General features: G+C 72.6%; 21 protein-coding genes. 4 read left to right on the forward strand and 17 right to left on the reverse strand.

Going from position 1 to position 17,305, the window contains the following annotated elements:
- Positions 1–27: 27 nt before the first annotated feature.
- Together PSQ21_RS14625 and PSQ21_RS14630 are read left to right on the forward strand one after the other, a co-directional pair.
- Positions 28–1,125 (forward strand): ATP-binding cassette domain-containing protein, encoded by a 1,098-nt coding sequence (locus PSQ21_RS14625; RefSeq protein WP_274030938.1) that lies wholly within the window; start codon positions 28–30, stop codon positions 1,123–1,125.
- Positions 1,118–1,978 carry an ABC transporter permease gene (locus PSQ21_RS14630; RefSeq protein WP_274030939.1) on the forward strand — a complete coding sequence of 287 codons (861 nt, stop codon included), beginning with the start codon at positions 1,118–1,120 and terminating at the stop codon, positions 1,976–1,978. The genes PSQ21_RS14625 and PSQ21_RS14630 overlap by 8 nt, the downstream gene beginning before the upstream one ends.
- Before the next feature lie 321 nt (positions 1,979–2,299).
- Here the strand turns inward: PSQ21_RS14630 and PSQ21_RS14635 are convergent, their stop codons facing one another.
- From PSQ21_RS14635 to PSQ21_RS14645, 3 genes are read right to left on the reverse strand one after another with little or no spacing between them, the layout of a single operon-like run.
- Positions 2,300–3,553 carry a GNAT family N-acetyltransferase gene (locus PSQ21_RS14635; protein WP_274030940.1) on the reverse strand — a complete coding sequence of 418 codons (1,254 nt, stop codon included), beginning with the start codon at positions 3,551–3,553 and terminating at the stop codon, positions 2,300–2,302.
- A 24-nt stretch (positions 3,554–3,577) separates the two neighbouring features.
- The gene (locus PSQ21_RS14640) at positions 3,578–4,564 is read right to left on the reverse strand and encodes an asparaginase (RefSeq protein WP_274030941.1); all 987 of its coding nucleotides are present in this window, start codon (positions 4,562–4,564) and stop codon (positions 3,578–3,580) included.
- A 50-nt stretch (positions 4,565–4,614) separates the two neighbouring features.
- Complete coding sequence (locus tag PSQ21_RS14645) at positions 4,615–5,271, reverse strand: RsiG family protein (protein WP_274030942.1); 657 nt, start codon at positions 5,269–5,271, stop codon at positions 4,615–4,617.
- Between the two features lie 115 nt (positions 5,272–5,386).
- Here PSQ21_RS14645 and dtd point away from each other — a divergent pair, with 115 nt between their 5' ends.
- Positions 5,387–5,836, forward strand: a complete 450-nt coding sequence (gene dtd / locus PSQ21_RS14650) for a D-aminoacyl-tRNA deacylase (protein ID WP_274030943.1) — start codon at positions 5,387–5,389, stop codon at positions 5,834–5,836.
- A 15-nt stretch (positions 5,837–5,851) separates the two neighbouring features.
- Here dtd and ygfZ read toward each other — a convergent pair whose 3' ends face one another.
- The 6 genes from ygfZ to PSQ21_RS14680 form a co-directional block, all read right to left on the reverse strand.
- Positions 5,852–6,817 (reverse strand): CAF17-like 4Fe-4S cluster assembly/insertion protein YgfZ, encoded by a 966-nt coding sequence (gene ygfZ / locus PSQ21_RS14655; RefSeq protein WP_274030944.1) that lies wholly within the window; start codon positions 6,815–6,817, stop codon positions 5,852–5,854.
- A 9-nt stretch (positions 6,818–6,826) separates the two neighbouring features.
- Complete coding sequence (locus PSQ21_RS14660; RefSeq protein ID WP_274030945.1) at positions 6,827–7,363, reverse strand: Fur family transcriptional regulator; 537 nt, start codon at positions 7,361–7,363, stop codon at positions 6,827–6,829.
- A gap of 58 nt (positions 7,364–7,421) precedes the next feature.
- Positions 7,422–7,994, reverse strand: a complete 573-nt coding sequence (locus PSQ21_RS14665; RefSeq protein ID WP_047177390.1) for an FABP family protein — start codon at positions 7,992–7,994, stop codon at positions 7,422–7,424.
- Between the two features lie 319 nt (positions 7,995–8,313).
- A complete protein-coding gene (locus PSQ21_RS14670; protein ID WP_274030946.1) occupies positions 8,314–9,195 on the reverse strand; it encodes a hypothetical protein in 882 nt (293 codons plus the stop codon).
- On the reverse strand, positions 9,192–10,043 hold the full coding sequence (locus PSQ21_RS14675) for a hypothetical protein (RefSeq protein WP_274030947.1): 852 nt from the start codon (positions 10,041–10,043) through the stop codon (positions 9,192–9,194). The genes PSQ21_RS14670 and PSQ21_RS14675 overlap by 4 nt, the downstream gene beginning before the upstream one ends.
- A complete protein-coding gene (locus PSQ21_RS14680) occupies positions 10,040–10,876 on the reverse strand; it encodes a hypothetical protein (protein ID WP_274030948.1) in 837 nt (278 codons plus the stop codon). Before PSQ21_RS14680 ends, PSQ21_RS14675 begins: the two co-directional genes overlap by 4 nt.
- Before the next feature lie 105 nt (positions 10,877–10,981).
- Here PSQ21_RS14680 and PSQ21_RS14685 point away from each other — a divergent pair, with 105 nt between their 5' ends.
- Complete coding sequence (locus PSQ21_RS14685; protein WP_030590567.1) at positions 10,982–11,344, forward strand: DsrE family protein; 363 nt, start codon at positions 10,982–10,984, stop codon at positions 11,342–11,344.
- A gap of 12 nt (positions 11,345–11,356) precedes the next feature.
- Here the strand turns inward: PSQ21_RS14685 and PSQ21_RS14690 are convergent, their stop codons facing one another.
- The 8 genes from PSQ21_RS14690 to PSQ21_RS14720 all read right to left on the reverse strand — a co-directional run bounded on the left by PSQ21_RS14690 (position 11,357) and on the right by PSQ21_RS14720 (position 17,083).
- Positions 11,357–11,614, reverse strand: a complete 258-nt coding sequence (locus PSQ21_RS14690) for a DUF3099 domain-containing protein (RefSeq protein ID WP_274030949.1) — start codon at positions 11,612–11,614, stop codon at positions 11,357–11,359.
- 163 nt (positions 11,615–11,777) lie between these two features.
- The gene (locus tag PSQ21_RS14695; RefSeq protein ID WP_097868095.1) at positions 11,778–12,065 is read right to left on the reverse strand and encodes a DUF1416 domain-containing protein; all 288 of its coding nucleotides are present in this window, start codon (positions 12,063–12,065) and stop codon (positions 11,778–11,780) included.
- 47 nt (positions 12,066–12,112) lie between these two features.
- Positions 12,113–12,952, reverse strand: a complete 840-nt coding sequence (locus tag PSQ21_RS14700; RefSeq protein WP_274030950.1) for a sulfurtransferase — start codon at positions 12,950–12,952, stop codon at positions 12,113–12,115.
- A 165-nt stretch (positions 12,953–13,117) separates the two neighbouring features.
- Positions 13,118–13,198, reverse strand: coding sequence for a putative leader peptide (locus PSQ21_RS37870; RefSeq protein WP_350310325.1), 81 nt, complete (start codon positions 13,196–13,198; stop codon positions 13,118–13,120).
- A 210-nt stretch (positions 13,199–13,408) separates the two neighbouring features.
- Positions 13,409–14,098 carry an LmeA family phospholipid-binding protein gene (locus tag PSQ21_RS14705; protein WP_274030951.1) on the reverse strand — a complete coding sequence of 230 codons (690 nt, stop codon included), beginning with the start codon at positions 14,096–14,098 and terminating at the stop codon, positions 13,409–13,411.
- Positions 14,099–14,290: 192 nt separating this feature from the next.
- On the reverse strand, positions 14,291–15,841 hold the full coding sequence (locus PSQ21_RS14710; protein WP_274030952.1) for a hypothetical protein: 1,551 nt from the start codon (positions 15,839–15,841) through the stop codon (positions 14,291–14,293).
- Between the two features lie 10 nt (positions 15,842–15,851).
- On the reverse strand, positions 15,852–16,106 hold the full coding sequence (locus tag PSQ21_RS14715) for a MoaD/ThiS family protein (protein ID WP_274030953.1): 255 nt from the start codon (positions 16,104–16,106) through the stop codon (positions 15,852–15,854).
- 59 nt (positions 16,107–16,165) lie between these two features.
- Positions 16,166–17,083: an alpha/beta hydrolase family protein gene (locus PSQ21_RS14720; protein ID WP_274030954.1), complete on the reverse strand. Its 918-nt coding sequence runs from the start codon at positions 17,081–17,083 to the stop codon at positions 16,166–16,168.
- Positions 17,084–17,305: the final 222 nt, after the last annotated feature.

The raw sequence follows: 17,305 nt of genomic DNA on the forward strand, positions 1-17,305 counted from the left end.
TATGTCATACGCAGAAGGAGCCCGACCATGAGCGGTCCGACCAGAACGACCGGGAACGGCGGCGGCGACACCGCCGACGCCCGCTCCCGCGATCACGCCCACGCCCGTGATCACGCCCACGTCCGCGATCACGCCATCGAGGCGTACGGCCTCACCAAGTCCTACGGAAAACCCGCCGTCCGGGTCCTCGACGGCATCGACCTCCAAGTCGGGCGCGGCACCGTCTTCGCCCTGCTCGGGCCGAACGGGGCCGGCAAGACCACCACCGTGCGGATCCTCGCGACGCTGACCGAGGCCGATTCCGGCTCCGCCCGCGTCGCGGGGTACGACGTGGTCGCCGAGCGGAGCGCGGTGCGCCGGTCGATCAGCCTCACCGGCCAGTTCGCCGCCGTCGACGAGACCCAGACCGGCGAGGAGAACCTGCGGATGATGGCCCGGCTCACCGGGCTCTCCCGGGCCCATGCCCGGCGCCGCGCCGGGGAGTTGCTGGAACGTTTCGACCTCACCGCGGCGGCCCGCCGCCCCGTCCGGACCTACTCCGGGGGCATGCGCCGCCGTCTCGACCTGGCCGCCGGGCTCGTCGGGTCACCGGAGCCCGGGGTGTTCTTCCTGGACGAGCCGACCACCGGCCTCGATCCGCGCAGCCGCCAGGAACTCTGGGAGGTCGTCCGGCAGTTGGCCGCGAGCGGGGCGACCATCCTGCTCACCACCCAGTACCTGGAGGAGGCCGACCGCCTCGCCGGCCGGATCGCCCTGCTGAACCAGGGCCGGATCGCCGCCGAGGGCACCGCCGCCGATCTCAAGTCCCGTGTCGGCGGACACCGTCTCGACCTGGTCCTGGCCAGCAGCGAGGCGTACCTCCGGCTGGCCGGGCGGGCCGTCCACCACTCCCCCGAGACCCTGACACTCGGCATCCCCACCGACGGCTCGGCGGCCCAGGTGCGTGCCCTGCTCGACGAGATCGACCCGACAGGCCGCGAGATCGAGCGCTTCAGCCTGCACAGCGCGACCCTTGACGACGTCTTCCTGGAACTGACCTCGAAGGCCTCCAGGGTTTCCACGGCCCCGGAGGTTTCCCCGACCTCCGAGGCGCCCACCACTCCGGAGGCATCCGCCCATGTCTGACACCGCCGTTCGACGCGGAACCCCGGCCCGGCACGCCGACGGGGCCGCGCGGCGCCCCGGACCCGGTCCCGGACCCGGTCCCGGACCCGGACCCGGTCCGGTCACCCACACCGTCGTCATGGCCGCACGCGCCCTGCGCATCAGCAGCCGTAACACCGACGCGCTGATCACGTCCCTGGCCCTGCCGATCATGCTGATGCTGATCTTCGTCTACTTCTTCGGCGGCGCGATCGACACCGGCACGGACTACGACTCGTACGTCATGTACGTCGTTCCGGGCGTCCTGCTCCTGTCCGCCGGGTTCGGTGCCGCGACCACCGCCACCGCCGTCAGCGAGGACATGAAGGGCGGCATCATCGACCGCTTCCGCTCCGTGGACGTGGGCGGTACGCCGGTGCTCGCCGGGCATGTGGCGGCCAGCACCGTCCGCAATCTCTGCGCCACGGCCCTGGTCTTCGGCGTCGCGCTGCTGATCGGTTTCCGCCCCGCCGCCGCCTGGAGCGGCTGGCTCCTGGTGGCCGTCGTGCTGGTGGCCTACATCGTGGCCCTGTCCTGGATCTCGGCGGCGATCGGCCTGCTGGCCCGGACCCCGGAGGCGGCGAGCGGCTTCACGTTCTTCATGTCGTTCCTGCCCTACCCGAGCAGCGCGTTTGTCCCGACCGAGAACATGCCGGACTGGCTGCACGGCTTCGCCGACCACCAGCCGATCACCCCGGCCATCGAGTCCCTGCGCGGGCTGCTGCTCGGCCAGGAGGTGGGCAACACCCCCTGGATCGCGCTCGCCTGGGCCGCCGGGTTGCTCGCCCTGGCGATCGGCGCCTCGGGGACGCTGTTCCGGATCCGGACGCGCTGACCGTCGCGCGGGAATGCCCGCCGGGCCGTACCGGAGGCGCCTGGCGCGGCCGTACCGGAGGCGCATGGCGGGGGCCGTACCGGAGGCGCATGGCGGGGGCCGTACCGGAGGCGCATGGCGCGGCCGTACCGGAGAGGCGTGGCGGGGGCCGTACCGGAGGCGCCTGGCGCGGCCGTACCGGAGAGGCATGGCGCGGGCCTTACCGGAGGCGCCTGACCACTCGTACCGGGACCGCGCCGACCGCCCGCCCCGGTCGCCCCGAACGCCCCGAACGCCCCCGGTCGCCGACCGACCGTCCCCCGTCGGCGCTCCCCGGACCGCTCAGAACACGTCCGGGCACCACGGCCGCCGGCCCGTACGGAACACGGCGTCCGCCGTCGTCACCGCACCCGCCCGCAGCTCCTCGGCCCGGCCCAGGTCCGCCAGCCGCCGCACGGACTCGTCGCCCAGATACAGCGTCGCCAACTCGGACACGTCCAGGGCCAGATCGGCGCTGCGGGTGGTCGGGGCGCACCGGGCGCCGGACGTCGAGGCGTCCAGCAGGAAGCGGCCCCCGGCCAGCCCCGCGTCGTCCCGGACCTCCAGGACGAGCGACGCCTCGGTGCCGTAGGTCCGGGCCTCCAGGGCGCGCGGCACGTCCAGCATCCGCAGCCACAGCCAGTCCATCTTCGTGATCACCCGGGCCGCGCGGGGGTCGGGAAGCAGCAGAGGGAGCAGGTCGTCGGAGGCCCGCCTGCCGGAGCGGACCGCGGTGACCCAGTCGAGCGAGCAGACGTAGTGCCACAGGGCCCGCTCGGCCGCCGGGTTCAGCGCGATCATGTCCCGTACGGTGACGGTGTTCTGCGGCTGCCCGGAGTCGCCCCACGTGCCGTCCGTGCCGTACACCATCAGGCCGTCGACCGTGCCGTCGGCGGCACGGTGCACCACATAGAAGGGCTCGGTCCACTTCTCGTGGTCATGGCGGGGCCCGACCCCCGTCTGCAGCCGCCACCAGCGCTCCCCGCGCGTGACGACGCCGGGCTGCCGGGCCGCCAGCCCGGCGTGCACCTCGGGACCGGTCTTGCGGATGTCCGCGCCGTCCACCATCTCGATCCGGCCACCGTTCGCCGGCTGCCCGGAGCGGCGCGGGTCGAGGCCGGCCCGGAGGAGGGAGACCTCCCACTCGGTGTTCCAGGCGGCGGGGCCGAAGCCGTACCGCCCGTAGATCGGGTACTCGGCGGCGATCAGCGAGGCGACCGGCTCGCCGCGCTCCTTGGCCGCCGCCAGGTCCGTCGCCATCATCCGGCTGAGCAGTCCGCGCCGGCGGTGCGTGGGCGTCACCGTGACCGCGGTGATCGCGTCGGCCGCCACGGTGGCCCCGCCGACGACGGTCAGCTCCTGGGCGAACGAGCGGAACGTCGCCACGCAGCGCCCGGCGTCGAAGACGCCCTGCGCGCGGGAGAGGTCGACATCGGCGAGCCGGTCCGCGACGAGCTCCTCACTCGGCCCCTCGTTGGGGGTCAGGAAGCCGGTGCCCACCGACCTCATCCACTCGGGGAACTCGGACGCGGCGACGGTACGGACATCGAGGCTCATCCCTCCACGCTAGGCAGGCGCCCCTCAGAATGTCGCGCGAATTTCCCCGACCTCCGCCGCCCCGCCCAGCAGCGGCGAGCGTCCGATCCGGGCGACCACCGGGGCGTCCACGCCCCACAGCTCCAGGACGCGGGCCAGCACCGGTCCGAGTACCCGGACCGACCCGTCGTCGATCTTGAAGGCGAGGGACCGGCCGTCGGCCAGCGCCACCGCCTGGACCGCCTCGGCTCCCATCTTGGAGAGCGTCCCCGGCACCTCGCGCATCAGCCAGGTGTCCGGACGCCGGGTGCCCGCGACGTACTCCGGGTGGGCGCGCATCGCGTCCGCGACCCGGCGTTCGGCGCTCCCGGGCTCCGCGAGCACGAAGGACCGGAAGGCACGGGCCAGGCCCGTCAGCCCGATCGCCATCAGCGGGGCCCCGCAGCCGTCCGTACCGAGCGCCGCGACGGGCTCGCCCGCCGCCTCGGCGACGACCTCGCCGACGAGCCGCTGGAGCGGGTGGGCGGGGTCGAGGTAGGTCGCGGTGTCCCAGCCGTTGCGGACGCAGACGGCGAGCATGGCCGCGTGCTTGCCGGAGCAGTTCATCGTGACCCGATCGCGCACGTGTCCGGCGGCGAGGTAGGCCTCCGCCTCCACCGGGTCCAGCGGCAGGTCCGGCGGGGTCTGGAGGTCGGCCGGGCTCAGGCCGTGCTCGGCGAGCATCTTCCGCGCGAGGTCGAGGTGGAAGGGCTCCCCGGAGTGGCTCGCGGCGGCCAGCGCCAGCCGTTCGCCCGAGAGGACGAGGCCGGCCCGCAGGATCGCGGCGGCCTGCATCGGCTTGTTGGAGGACCGGGGGAAGACCGGCGCCGCCGGGTCCCCGATCGCCCGCTCCACGCTGCCGTCGGCGGCCAGCAGGACGAGCGACCCCCGGTGGTGCCCCTCCGTGAACCCGGAGCGCACGACCTCGGCCAGGACGGGCGGGGCGGGGGCCGGGGCGGAGGATATGGCGGACGGAACGTCGGTGGACGTCATGGTGGCCTTCCGGGGACGGGGGTGCGGGACCCGCGCCCGGAAGGATCGCTTCAGGCGAGCAGGTCGTCTACTTGTGCTTCACCGTCACGGTACCTGCGGGCGATCTCCGCGCCACAATCGTCGGCGGTGCGCTGGAGCTCGTGACGGCGGCGGGAGACCTGCTGTTCGTAGCGGACGAGCCGCCCCATCGCGGTGTGCAGTTCCTCGTCCGTCCGGGCGTCCAGATCGGACAGCTCGACCTCGGCGAGGTTCTCGGCGGCGAGCTGCCGGAACTCGTCGCCGCGCGGCGTCGTCAGCGTGACGTGCCGCACGGAGGTGCGGTGCCGGGACGGGGTGTCGGCCAGGATCTCCGAGAGCCGGCTCACCACCGCCGCGTCCTCCACCGGGGCCGCCGGGCCCCGGCGGCGGGCCAGCTCGGCGCGCAGGATGTCGATCCGGCCCTGCACCAGCCGGCGTACGTAGCTGAGATCGGCCTCGTCGCGCTGGGCGTCCCGGCGCAGCGTCCGCAGCTCCGGCAGCCGCAGCCCGCCGAAACCCGCCTCGGCACCGGTCTGCTCGGGCACGGTGGCGGCCACCGCGGGCGTCGCGGGCGGCAGCACCGGACCCTGCCCCGGCAGACTGCGCTGTACGGGTGACCGCAGGGTGCTGGTGCGGTGACGTGCGCCCGGTACGGCACCGGGAGATCGTCCGGTTCCATATGTACTCATGCTGTTCCGTCCCCTCGACCGGTGCGTCGGCACACCGACATCGTGCATCGTGCCACTCCGCACGGTGCCGATGCAGGTGCTCTGTACCCGTTCAGCCCAAGATAGGTTGGTCTGTATGCGTGCAGTGGTGCAGAGAGTGGACGGCGCGAGCGTCTCCGTCGCCGGTGCGACGGACGACCCCTCGGCCCACGGGACCGTCGGGGAGATCATCGGTGAGGGCCTGTGTGTGCTGGTCGGGGTCACCCATGACGACACCCCGGAGAAGGCGGCGCAGCTGGCCCGCAAGCTCTGGTCGGTGCGCATCCTGGAGGGCGAGAAGTCCTGTTCGGATGTGAACGCCCCTCTCCTGGTGATTTCTCAGTTCACTCTCTACGGGGACGCGCGCAAGGGCCGCCGCCCCACCTGGAATGCCGCCGCGCCCGGCGAGGTGGCCGAACCGCTGGTGGACGAGGTCGTGAAGCAGCTGCGGGCGCTGGGGGCGCAGGTGGAGACGGGCCGGTTCGGAGCGGACATGCGGGTCTCGCTCACGAACCACGGCCCGTTCACGGTGATCATCGAGGTGTAGCCGTACGCGGAGGGCCTACGGCTCGACGACCGTCTCCTGGGCGGCCGCCGTGTCCCCGGCGAGCAGCTCCGCGTCGACGGCCACGTTCCGCTTGACCAGGGCGAGGGCGATCGGGCCCAGCTCGTGGTGGCGGGCCGAGGTGGTGACGAAGCCGAGCTGGCGGCCCTCCTGGCCGTCGGCGGCCAGCCGCACGGGTGTCCCGTGTCCGGGCAGGTGCACCTCGCTGCCGTCCAGGTGCAGGAAGACGAGCCGGCGCGGCGGCTTCCCCAGGTTGTGGACGCGGGCCACCGTCTCCTGGCCCCGGTAGCAGCCCTTCTGGAGGTGGACGGCACTGCCGATCCAGCCCAGCTCGTGCGGGATGGTGCGGTGGTCGGTCTCGAAGCCGACGCGCGGCCGGTGCCCCTCCACGCGCAGCGCCTCGTACGCCAGGATCCCGGCGGCGGGGCCGTGGGCGGCGGCGTACGCCTCCAGGTCGGCGCGCGGCAGGAACAGGTCCCGGCCCTGCGGGGTCTCCCGTACGGCCGCCCCGTCCGGGGTCTCCGCGATGGAGCCGGCCGGGAGGTGGACGACCGCGATGTCGCCGGTGCGGTCGGCGACCTCGACCCGGTAGAAGAACTTCATCGACTCCAGGTAGGCGATCAGGTCGCCCTGGGTGTCCGGCTCGACGTGCATCCACACCGTCGTACCGTCGTCCACCAGGTACATCGCGTGCTCGATGTGCCCGTTGGCGGAGAGGATGAGCGCCTCGGTGGCCTGGTGCGGGGCGAGGTCGCTGACGTGCTGGGTGATCAGCAGGTGCAGCCAGCTCAGCCGGTCGTCGCCGGTGACGGTGATGACGCCCCGGTGGGAGAGGTCGACGAAACCGTTGCCGTCGGCCAGGGCGCGTTGCTCGCGGAACAGGTCGCCGTAATGCGCGGCGACACCTTCGTCGCGGCCTTCGGCGGGAACGGCACCGGGCAGGGACAGCAAGGGGCTCTTCATGCGCCCAGCCTACGACTTGGCGGAGGCGTCCTTCGCGGGCGTGTTCGCACCCGCTTCGGGGGCCCCGCCGGAGGTCCCGCCTGCGGTCCCGTCGGAGACTCCGCCCGCGGTCCCGTCCGCCGCCGCTTTCGTGGCCGTGCACTCCGCACAGCGGCCGAAGATCGCGAAGTGCTTCATGTCCGTCTCGAAGCCGAATTCGGCGCGCAGCTTCTCTGTGAAGTCGGCGACGACGGAAAGATCCGCCTCGATGACGTCCGCACAGTCCCGGCAGACCAGGTGGATGTGGTGGTGCCGGTCGGCCAGGTGGTAGGTCGGGGCGCCGTGCCCCAGATGGGCGTGGCTCACCAGCCCGAGCTCCTCCAGGAGCTCCAGGGTCCGGTACACCGTGGAGATGTTCACGCCGGACGCGGTCCTGCGCACCTCGCACAGGATGTCGTCCGGAGTCGCGTGCTCCAGGGCGTCGACCGCCTCCAGGACGAGCTGGCGCTGGGGCGTCAGCCGGTAGCCGCGCTGCCGAAGGTCGGTCTTCCAGTCGGTGCTCACCACACGCCCAGTGTAGGGCGGGGTGAGCACCGGGCAGCAGCCCCAGTTCGGGGCGGGCTCCCTACTTGAAGAACGCGATGCCGTCGTCGGGCATGTCCTCGAGGTTCCGCGCCATCTCGGCGACCTCCTCGGGGGTGACGACCTTCTTCAGGTGCGCCGACATGTACGGACGCAGCTCGACCTCGGGGGTGGCCTTCTCGCCGACCCACATGAGGTCGCTCTTGACGTACCCGTAGAGCCGCTTGCCGCCGCTGTACGGGCCGGAGGCCGCCGTGCGGGCCACCGCGTCGGTGACCAGGTCGATCTGCGGCTTCTGGTCGGCCAGCTCGCCGTACCAGATCTCGATGACTCCCTGGTCGCGGGCCATGACGACCTCGACCTTGCGGTCCTTGTCGATGCGCCAGTAGCCGGTCTCGGTCTCCAGCGGCCGGACCTGCTTGCCCTCGTCGTCCAGGACCCAGGTGTGGGAGACGTACTCCAGGAAGTCGCGGCCGTCGTGGCTGAAGGTGACTTCCTGGCCGAAGTTGCACTTCTCGGCGCCGGGGAAGTCGGACACGCCCGCGCCCGCCCAGTTGCCGAGGAGGAAGGCCAGCGGGACGAGGTCCGGATGGAGGTCGGACGGAATCTCGATCATGAGCGGCTCAGACGATCTGTGAGGGAGGGGCGGGACGATCGGGTGCCGGTCCGGTGCGGGGTCGTGCCCGGACCGGGTGCGACGAGGGTCAGCGCTGGCCCTGGTACAGCTTCTTCACGGTGATCGCGGCGAAGGCGGTGACGCCCACGCAGACCAGGATCAGCAGGGCGGAGAAGAATGCCTCAAGCACAGGGGGCTCCTCGTGACGAACGGGTGGCGGCAGGTGACAGGGCCGGGCCCCCAGCCTAATGGGTGGGGGCCCGGCCCTCTCGTTCAGGTGTCGGCCTCAGGTGTCGGCCGACGGCCGCCGCGACGGCTCTCAGGCGAGCAGCTGGTTCTGCAGGATCAGCGTCTGCTGGAAGGGGATCCGGTCCGACTCCCGTTTCCCGGGGCGCTCGTGCACGACGAGGGCCAGCGTGTCCCCCGCCAGGGTGTACGCCTGCCGGACGTGTTCGGCCCCGAAGGGCGCCTGCTCGGCGAAGACGAACGACGAGGTGTTCTCGAAGTCGTTCTGCGAGCTCCAGGAGCCGTCGATCTCGGTGGTGTCCGTGCGGTCCAGCGGCGTACCGGCCGAGGAGCCCACGTTCAGGTCGTCGAGCATGCCGCTCGCGAACGCCGTCGAGTTGAACCGCACCAGGTAGATCCGGGACACCGTGCCGTCCGGCATGGTCCAGCCACGGGCCGCGATGTGCCGCGCCGGGGCGTCCTTCAGGAGCTGGGCCACCGACTGCCGGTCCTGCTGCCGGTACGCGTCCAGGAACGTCCGGGTGGAGATCCAGCCGCCGGGCAGCTTCTTGTCCGGCACCGCTCCGGCGGGGGCCGGCAGCAGCAGGTCGCGCAGGTCGGCGTGGTGGATCTCGGCCGGGTTGCCGGCCCCGAACGGCCGGGGCGAACCGGCCGGGAGCGCGGGCAGGGACAGCTCCGGATAGTCCCAGCGGCCGTCGCCCTCGGTGGCGAGCCCGGGAACGTCGGTCCGCTCCAGGGAGGCGATCCCGAAGGCCGTACCGGTGCCGAGCACCCCGAACGCCAGGGCGGCGGCGGTCCACCGGGCCACGGCGCGCAGGACCCGCCGGGGCGGCTTCGGCGACGCGTCGGGCGCTTCGGGCGGGAGGACGGGCGGCGCGAACACGTTCACCGGCGGCGGTGCTTCGGGCATCGCGGGCGTCCCGGTGGCCCCGGGGGTTACCGTCTGCTCGCTCATATGTACTCCCCCGGGGACGCGATGTGGTCGAGCTGGTCCTTCACCAGGTCCGCGACGTCGGACGGGCTGAACGGCTTGCTGCCGTTCGCGTCGACGGTGACCGAGACCTCTCCCTCGTACGCGATGCAGCTGATGCCGTCGAGGGTGTCCTTGTCGCCCTTGGGCTGCCGGTAGCAGGTGGCCTTCTTGTGGCCGTCGATCGACGGCCCCTTGCGGAAGACGTCGAAGGAGTCCAGCAGCTCCTTGCGGTTCACGTACGACGTGCGGACCGCCCGCTTGTCCCGCATCTTCATGACCTGGACGTTCACGACGAGGTCGTTGCCGTCCGAGGTGTACGAGCGCTGCGCGACGCCCCGGATACGGAGCCTCTCGACGTACTTGTTCAGTTCGCGGCGGTCCTTCCCCGCCAGACCGCGCCCCATCTCCTTCATCGCGGCGGCGGCCTTGGCCCCGCTCGTCTCGCTGTCGTTGCCGAGTTCGCCGATGTCCGGGCCGAGCCGGTAGCCCTTGGGCACCGGGAGCAGGAGCTTGGTCAGCTCGGTGTCGTGGCGGCCCCGGGCCGGACCGCCCGCCGGGTCCTCGTCCGAGGGCGCGTGGTCCACGTCCAGGACGGTCGTGGTGACCGTCCGGTCCGCGGTGTCCACGGTGTTCTTCGTGTAGACGGCCGCGCCGCCGACCGCCCCGAGCACCAGGACGACGGGCAGCGCGGTCAGCACCACCCGGCGCACCCGACGGGCGGGGGCGGGCACGGGCGCGGGGGCGGGCACGGGCGCGGGGGCCTCGGCCGATTCGGTCGGGCCGGTCGGGCCGGTCGGCTCGTTGACGGGGTTCGTGTCGTCGTCGTTCACAGCCGCTCCAGCTGTCGCTCGGCCAGCGTCCGGATGTCCTTCTTGCGGATCGGGGCGGTGTCGAAGATGTTGATGTCGAGGACGATGTCACCGCGTACGGCCAGTGCCCTGGCCCGGTAGGACGGGAGGTATCCCGCCTTCCGCTCGACCGGGTAGAGGAAGTAGCGGCCCTCGCGGCTGCCCTTGACCGGGTCCCCCGGGTTGCCCGCGCCGTCCTTGTCCCACGGCATGTACATCAGCTGGTCGCCGAAGTGCTCCGCCGCGCCGTTCCGGTCACCGGACCGGAACTGGAGCAGTTGGACACCGGTCTCCCGGTGCTCCCCCTGCCGCCACGCGGCCGAGGCGACCCGACGCAGATCGAGCTCGGAGAACGACTCGAACATGAAGTGCGGGTCGTCGTAGTACGTCTCGGCATACTGATCGAGCGGCTGCCAGCCGTCGTCGAGGCCCAGCTCGTCGGCGATCGTCTTCTTCGCGCCCTTGGGCCGGTCGACGAGCAGCTTGCGCAGGTCTCCGTCCGTCTTGACCCGCCGGTCCTGGGCCACGGGCAGCGGGGCCGGAGCCCGGTCGGCGGACAGCGGCTTCGCCGGGTAGCCGAGGCCGGGCTGCGACAGGGCGGCCAGGGGCGTCGGCGCCCGCTCGGCCTGGATGCCGTAGCCCACGGCCACTCCGCCCGAGATCCCGAGCAGCGCCGCCGCCGCGATGATCAGCGTCGTACGTCCGCGCGGCCGGCGGCGTACCGGCGCGTCGGCGGCGGCAGGCGGCTCCGTCGGCACGGGCGGCACCGGTGCGGGCTCTTCCGGTTCGGCAGGAATGGTGTCGTTCGGTTCCAAAAGGGTCCCCCCAAGAGACCTGAAGCGCGGGTTCCCTTACCCGCGCGCACAAGTGACCCCCAGGTCAGCAAGGAGGTTGCGTACTGGACGATTACAGTTCGGCATATGCCGAAGAAGCTTGTGATCAAGGTGACCGCCGGGCCCGAGGCCGCCGAGCGCTGCTCCCAGGCCTTCACCGTGGCGGCCGTGGGTGTCGCCAGCGGTGTGGAGGTCTCGCTCTGGCTGACCGGGGAGTCCTCGTGGTTCGCGCTGCCGGGCCGGGCGGCGGAGTTCGAACTGCCGCACGCCGCGCCGCTGCCCGATCTGCTGGACTCGATCCTGGCGGGCGGCCGGATCACCCTGTGCACCCAGTGCGCGGCCCGGCGCGACATCACCGAGAAGGACGTGCTGGAGGGCGTACGCATCGCGGGGGCGCAGGTCTTCGTGCAGGAGGCCATGGCGGACGGCACCCAGGCGCTCGTCTACTGACCCGGCAGGCTCTCAGCGGCGCTTCTTGCCGTCCAGCTCGTCCCACCACGCGTCGGACTCCGGATCACCGGAGGGGTCGTCCCACCAACGGTCGTCCGGGCCCCGCCGGTTGGCGATCATCGCGGCGACGGGCGGGATCACCATGGCGACCAGGCACATGCCGACGGCCACGGGCATGGACCACAGGCGCACCACGGCCCAGGCGGACACGAAGAGGACGACGCATCCGCCCATCATGAGGAAGTAGTTCCGCCTGCGCCGGGCGTACATGCTTCCAGCGTAGGACTGCCCGGGCCGCCCGCCCACCCGGTGGCGGCCCACGGAAGGCACGAAGGGCCGCGCCCCGCGTCGGGTGGCGTCCAACCCCCTGGGGTGCGGCCCTCCGGCCGTTCTGCGTGCCGTACGGAACGGCGAGCCGTGGATCCAGACGGGATCAGACGGCGATGGCGACCTCGGCGAGTCCGCCGGTCTGCGCGACGACGGTGCGGTCGGCGCTGCCGCCGGGGACCAGGGCGCGGAGCGTCCAGGTGCCCTCGGCGGCGTAGAACCGGAACTGTCCGGTCGCCGAGGTCGGGACCTCGGCGGTGAACTCGCCGGTCGAGTCCAGCAGCCGCACGTAACCGGTGACGGGCTCGCCGTCGCGGGTCACGCTGCCCTGGATGGTGGTCTCACCGGGCTTGATCGTCGAAGCGTCGGGGCCACCGGCCTGTGCTCCACACATGGTTCTGTCCTTCTGGTCGGGTCGTGCGGGTCGGTCGGTCGGACGGACTACTTGGCGGGGCCGAGCTCGATCGGCACGCCGACGAGGGAGCCGTACTCGGTCCAGGAACCGTCGTAGTTCTTGACGTTCTCCTGGCCGAGCAGCTCGTGGAGCACGAACCAGGTGAGCGCGGAACGCTCACCGATGCGGCAGTAGGCGATGGTGTCCTTCGCCAGGTCGACCTGCTCGGCCTCGTAGAGGGCCTTGAGCTCGTCGTCCGACTTGAAGGTGCCGTCGTCGTTGGCGTTCTTCGACCACGGGATGTTGCGGGCGCTCGGCACGTGGCCGGGGCGCTGCGACTGCTCCTGGGGGAGGTGGGCCGGGGCGAGCAGCTTGCCGCTGAACTCGTCGGGCGAGCGCACGTCGACCAGGTTCTGGCTGCCGATGGCCTTGATGACGTCGTCGCGGTAGGCGCGGATCGACTCGTCCTGCGGCTTGGCCGTGTACTGGGTGGCCGGGCGCGTCGGGACGACGTCGGTCAGGTCGCGGGAGTCGAGCTCCCACTTCTTGCGGCCGCCGTCGAGGAGCTTCACGTTCTCGTGGCCGTACAGCTTGAAGTACCAGTAGGCGTAGGAGGCGAACCAGTTGTTGTTGCCGCCGTAGAGGACGACCAGCGTGTCGTTGCCGATGCCCTTCTCGCCGAGCAGCTTCTCGAAGCCGGCCTGATCGACGAAGTCCCGGCGGACCGGGTCCTGGAGGTCCTTGGTCCAGTCGATCCGGATCGCGTTCGTGATGTGGTTCTTCTCGTACGCCGAGGTGTCCTCGTCCACCTCGACGATGGCGACCTGCGGGTCGTCGATGTGGGCCTCGACCCAGTCGGCGTCTACCAGGACGTCGCTGCGGCTCATGTTGTTCTCCTCCGGGGCAGTCTGCGGCGGGGTGGTGCGAGATGCGGAGTTGCTGGGTGCGGGTGTACGCGCGGAGGGCACGGAACGCGGCGCGTACGGGGCACGGGGGCCGGCCCTGACGACGGTCGAAGGGCCGGGGGAAACGGGACGGTGCGAACGCCTCGATCAGAAGGTGCGACAGAGCATGGCGGCGACGCGGCACAGGTCTACTGCCCGCCGCTTCGTGAGATCCGCCTGTCGCTTCATGGGTCCGATCGTAGGGAGGTACGTACGGAGATGTCACCGTCGTGTCGCATGATGAGACACGATCATCCGTGATGCGAGACGGAGAGCGGGCGAGCAGGCCCCGGATCCCGCGCGGGGTTCTCGCGGGCCTTCCTCGCATCTGCGGACCGGACGCGAACGTCTCACTATCCGGATCGGCCGGTTGGGGCGGTCAGCCGGCCGGCAGGGCGGTCAGCCCGTCAGGGAGACGTCCGCGCCGGTCACCGAGATCTCCAGGCCCTTCTCGGTCACCTTGACCTCCTGGAGCTCCAGGCCCTTCGGCAGCCCGTCGATGTCGCCCTGGAAGTCGGTCTTCTTGCGGACCAGTTCCTCGACGCCGGGAAGCCCCTCGCCCGGCACCTCGTCCGCGCGCACCCTGATCGTGTGACCGTCGGCGCGGGTCACGGTGGACAGCACGCTGCGCGAGATCGGCCGGCCGAGGATCTCGACCGTGCCGGTGACCTTCGCCTTGCCGTTGCCGCCGTACTCCACGATGACGCCGTCGCTGGCCGCCGCCGTCAGGTCCTCGTAGCCGACGAGCGCGGTGCCGGTGGCGCGGGTGGCCGTGGCGCTCCGGTAGCCGGAGCCGAGCTTCACGTCGCGCAGCTCGGCCCGGACCTCGCTGACCCGTATCGCGCGGCCGGCGGCGCTGGTCTCCATGCCGGTGAGGCTGACGTCGACCCGGTCGAGCCGCGAGGCGGCGAGCTGGGTGAGGAAGGGGAAACCCTTGATCGAGATCTCCGTCGTGGCGGGCCCGCCCTCGCTGATCGTGACGCGGTCCTCGGCCTCGGACTCGGCGAACCAGACGGCGGCGCGGTCGACGGCGAGGAAGAGGCCGCCGAGCACCACCACCAGGACCAGCAGTATTCGCAGTGCGCGCATGTGTCGTTCCCCCACCCTGAGCCGATCGGTCCCCCTGGCGGCCGTGAGCCTGCTGCCGCAGGAGGGACGCCCTGGATGATCGACGAGCGACGGCCCCCCATCGGTTCCCGGGGGGCCGTCAGCAACGGTGGCCGTCAGCGCCGATGGCCGTCAGCGCCGGGTGGCCGTCAGCGCCGGGTGGCCGTGCGTCGGTCAGAGGAGGGCGCGGCCGATCAGGTAGACGGCCGGGGCCGCCGCGGTCAGCGGCAGCGCCACCCCGGCGGTCATGTGCACGAACCGGGACGGGTAGTCGTAGCTCGCCACCCGCAGCCCGACGAGCGCGCACCCGCCCGCCGCGAGGCCGAGCAGTACGCCCTTCGTCCCGAGGTCGGTCAGGGCGCCGGCCGCGAGGCCCGCACCCGCACCCGCGAGCAGGGCCACCGCGAGGGAGACCGCCCCGGGCAGCCGAAGGGACCGGACGAGCGTGGCCGCCGCGACGGCCACCCCGCCGACCGTCACCGCGTCCGGGGCCGCCGCGAGGTGTCCGCCCGCGAGCACCGCGAGGGAGGCCGAGACGACCGTGGCCATCAGGCCGTACATCCGCTCGTCGGCCCCCGCGTGGCTGCGGAGCTGGAGGACCACCGTGAGCAGCACCCAGACACCCAGGGTGCCCAGCAGCGCGGCGGGACCGTGCTCCCGGCCCGCCGCGAGCAGGGCGACATCGGCGACCAGGCCCCCGGCGAAGGCGAGCGCGATGCCCTGGCGGGCGGGCCACATGCCGTTGAGCCGGAACCATCCGGCGGCCGTCACCGCCTGGAGGAGCACCACCGGGACGAGCAGGGCGTACGGCCCGACCGCCGCGCCCCCCGCGAGCAGCAGGCCGAGTACGGCGGTGAGCACCGCGGGCTGCGTCCCCGGCGCGATGATCGGCGAGCGCCCTTCCGCGCGGGCCCGCTGCGCCTCGGTGAGCCGGGCGTTGCCCAGCGTCGTGGGCGCGCCGTAACCCGTGTCGCCGGCCTCCGGCCGCGCGGGCTCGGGCCCAGTCGCGGTCGCGGGCCCGGTCGCGTGCGCGGGTGTGGGTGTGGCGGGCGCGACGGGTGTGGCGGACGCGGCCGGGACCTCGGGCGGCAGCGGGAAGGAACCCGATGCCCCCTGGGGCGGCAGGGAGGCGGTGTCGGCGGCCGAGGGCCGGTAGGGCTGGTAGGGCTGCTGCGGCTGGTCCTGCACGCGCGGCTGCTGCGGTTCCTGGTACTGCGGCTGGTGCTGCCGCGGCTCCTGATACTGCGGCTCGTACTGCCGCGGCTCCTGGTACTGCGGCTGGTGCTGCCGCGGCTCCTGATACTGCGGCTGGTGCTGCCGCGGCTCCTGATACTGCGGCTCGTACTGCCGCGGCTCCTGGTACTGCGGCTGCTGGTACGGAGCGTGCGGCTCCGGTGTTCCGTACGGGTCGGGCTGCCGCTGCCCGTACAGCTCCGGCTGCGGCTCCGGTTGCGGCGTCCCGTACGGGTCGGGCTGCCGCTGCCCGTACCCCTGGGCCTGCCCCTGCGCCCGGTGCGGTTCCCCGTCCGGGCGGATCGTCGGCTGGTACTGCGTGTCCCAGGTCGGCGCCTGCCACGTCTGCGTCGCGCCCTGGTCGAAGGCAGCCGGATCCCGGGGCGCGGTGGCGGACTGCCCGGCCGTCCCGTCGGGCCAGTGCGGCGCCGCCGGCCGCTGCCGCCCCTCGGGGTCGTACGGATACGGGTACTGCTGATCGCTGCTGCTCATGGCCTGCGGTTCACCCTCCTGCGAACGGCGGGAGCACCTCGACCGTGCCGCCCTCGGCAAGGCGTACGGTCTCATGCCCGCGGGTCCCGACGGGGGTCCCGTCGATGAGGAACGAGCACCGCCGGAGCACCTGGCCCAGCTCGCCCGGGTGCCGTTCGCGCACCGCGTCGAGCGCCTCGGCGAGGGTCTCCGCCGCGTACGGTTCCTCCGCGGTGCCCGCGGCGGCCTTGGCCGCGGCCCAGTAGCGGATCGTCCCCGCTGCCATGGCGCCACTCCTTCGGGTCGGTTCGTCGGACGCCTCGTGCGTCAGCTCTCCATGATGGGTCACGCGGACGGCACGGCCGTCGCCCAGTCGGCGATACGGGCCAGGAGAGCGTCGTCCGCCGCGTTCTCGGCGTGGCCCATGCCCCTTTCCAGCCACAGTTCCGCGCCGCTCGGGCCGGCCGCCTCCGCCAGCATCCTCGGGTGGTCCAGCGGGAAGTAGGGGTCCCGGTCGCCGTGCACGAGCAGCAGCGGGGCCGGGGCGATGAGCGGGACCGCGGCGACCGGGGAGAGCGGGACGGGGTCCCAGTCCTCCGTGGCGATGCGGGTACGGAGTCCGTAGCGCCCGACGAGGCGGCCCGAGGGGCGCGTCACCACCCAGTGCAGCCGGCGCATCGGGGCCGTCCCCCGGTAGAACCAGCGGGCGGGAGCGCTCACGGAGACCACCGCGTCCGAGTGCGCCCCCTCACTCCCCGTGCGCCCCTCGCGCGCCGGTACCCGAACGGGCGTATGCCCCGCGGCGGTTTCCGCCGTATACAGAGCGCCGTGCCGGAGCACCACCGAACCGCCCATCGAGAACCCGACCGTCACCACCCGGTGGTGCCCCAGCTCCCGCGCCCAGGCCACCGCCGCGGCCAGGTCCAGCACCTCCCGGTCGCCCACCGTGGAGCGCCCGCCGGACCGCCCGTGGCCCCGGAACGAGAACGTGATCACGGCCGCACGCTGGGCGAAGACCCGTGCTGCGCGCCGTACGGCGGGGCGGTCGGCCGAGCCGGTGAACCCGTGCGCGACGACGATCGCGGGGGCAGCCGCGGGCCCCTCGGCCACGTCGTTCCCCGGCGTCCCGGCGCCCGCCGTGCACGGTGCGTACACCGCCTCGACCGGCACGCCGTCATCGGTCAGCAAGGTGGCGCGCCGCGAGGGAGGCGTGAGCAAGGGAACAGGGGAACCCGGGAATCGCCCCTCGGACACGGAAGTCATGTGGGCTATTCTGCTGCGATGAGGATCCGGGCAATGCAGCCCCCGGGTCCTTTTGTGCTTTACCGGCGTTGTTTCGGCGACGTTTCCACAAGCTCAGCGGTCCCCGGGGCGCGGGACCGCACCGCAGGACCCGCAGGACGCATGACGCATGACGTACGAAGCAGTGCCGCATACTCCCCCGGGTCCGGCCCGGGAGTGCCCCTCTCGCAGGGAACGAGGAGG

The organism is Streptomyces sp. MMBL 11-1 (assembly GCF_028622875.1).
Lineage (GTDB): Bacteria > Actinomycetota > Actinomycetes > Streptomycetales > Streptomycetaceae > Streptomyces.

Coding starts and splice junctions, on each gene's coding strand:
- PSQ21_RS14625 (WP_274030938.1), top strand. CDS start 28: ATGAGCGGTCCGACCAGAACGACCGGGAACGGCGGCGGCGACACCGCC.
- PSQ21_RS14630 (WP_274030939.1), top strand. CDS start 1,118: ATGTCTGACACCGCCGTTCGACGCGGAACCCCGGCCCGGCACGCCGAC.
- PSQ21_RS14635 (WP_274030940.1), bottom strand. CDS start 3,553: ATGAGCCTCGATGTCCGTACCGTCGCCGCGTCCGAGTTCCCCGAGTGG.
- PSQ21_RS14640 (WP_274030941.1), bottom strand. CDS start 4,564: ATGACGTCCACCGACGTTCCGTCCGCCATATCCTCCGCCCCGGCCCCC.
- PSQ21_RS14645 (WP_274030942.1), bottom strand. CDS start 5,271: ATGAGTACATATGGAACCGGACGATCTCCCGGTGCCGTACCGGGCGCA.
- dtd (WP_274030943.1), top strand. CDS start 5,387: ATGCGTGCAGTGGTGCAGAGAGTGGACGGCGCGAGCGTCTCCGTCGCC.
- ygfZ (WP_274030944.1), bottom strand. CDS start 6,817: ATGAAGAGCCCCTTGCTGTCCCTGCCCGGTGCCGTTCCCGCCGAAGGC.
- PSQ21_RS14665 (WP_047177390.1), bottom strand. CDS start 7,994: ATGATCGAGATTCCGTCCGACCTCCATCCGGACCTCGTCCCGCTGGCC.
- PSQ21_RS14670 (WP_274030946.1), bottom strand. CDS start 9,195: ATGAGCGAGCAGACGGTAACCCCCGGGGCCACCGGGACGCCCGCGATG.
- PSQ21_RS14685 (WP_030590567.1), top strand. CDS start 10,982: ATGCCGAAGAAGCTTGTGATCAAGGTGACCGCCGGGCCCGAGGCCGCC.
- PSQ21_RS14690 (WP_274030949.1), bottom strand. CDS start 11,614: ATGTACGCCCGGCGCAGGCGGAACTACTTCCTCATGATGGGCGGATGC.
- PSQ21_RS14695 (WP_097868095.1), bottom strand. CDS start 12,065: ATGTGTGGAGCACAGGCCGGTGGCCCCGACGCTTCGACGATCAAGCCC.
- PSQ21_RS14700 (WP_274030950.1), bottom strand. CDS start 12,952: ATGAGCCGCAGCGACGTCCTGGTAGACGCCGACTGGGTCGAGGCCCAC.
- PSQ21_RS37870 (WP_350310325.1), bottom strand. CDS start 13,198: ATGAAGCGACAGGCGGATCTCACGAAGCGGCGGGCAGTAGACCTGTGC.
- PSQ21_RS14705 (WP_274030951.1), bottom strand. CDS start 14,098: ATGCGCGCACTGCGAATACTGCTGGTCCTGGTGGTGGTGCTCGGCGGC.
- PSQ21_RS14710 (WP_274030952.1), bottom strand. CDS start 15,841: ATGAGCAGCAGCGATCAGCAGTACCCGTATCCGTACGACCCCGAGGGG.
- PSQ21_RS14715 (WP_274030953.1), bottom strand. CDS start 16,106: ATGGCAGCGGGGACGATCCGCTACTGGGCCGCGGCCAAGGCCGCCGCG.
- PSQ21_RS14720 (WP_274030954.1), bottom strand. CDS start 17,083: ATGACTTCCGTGTCCGAGGGGCGATTCCCGGGTTCCCCTGTTCCCTTG.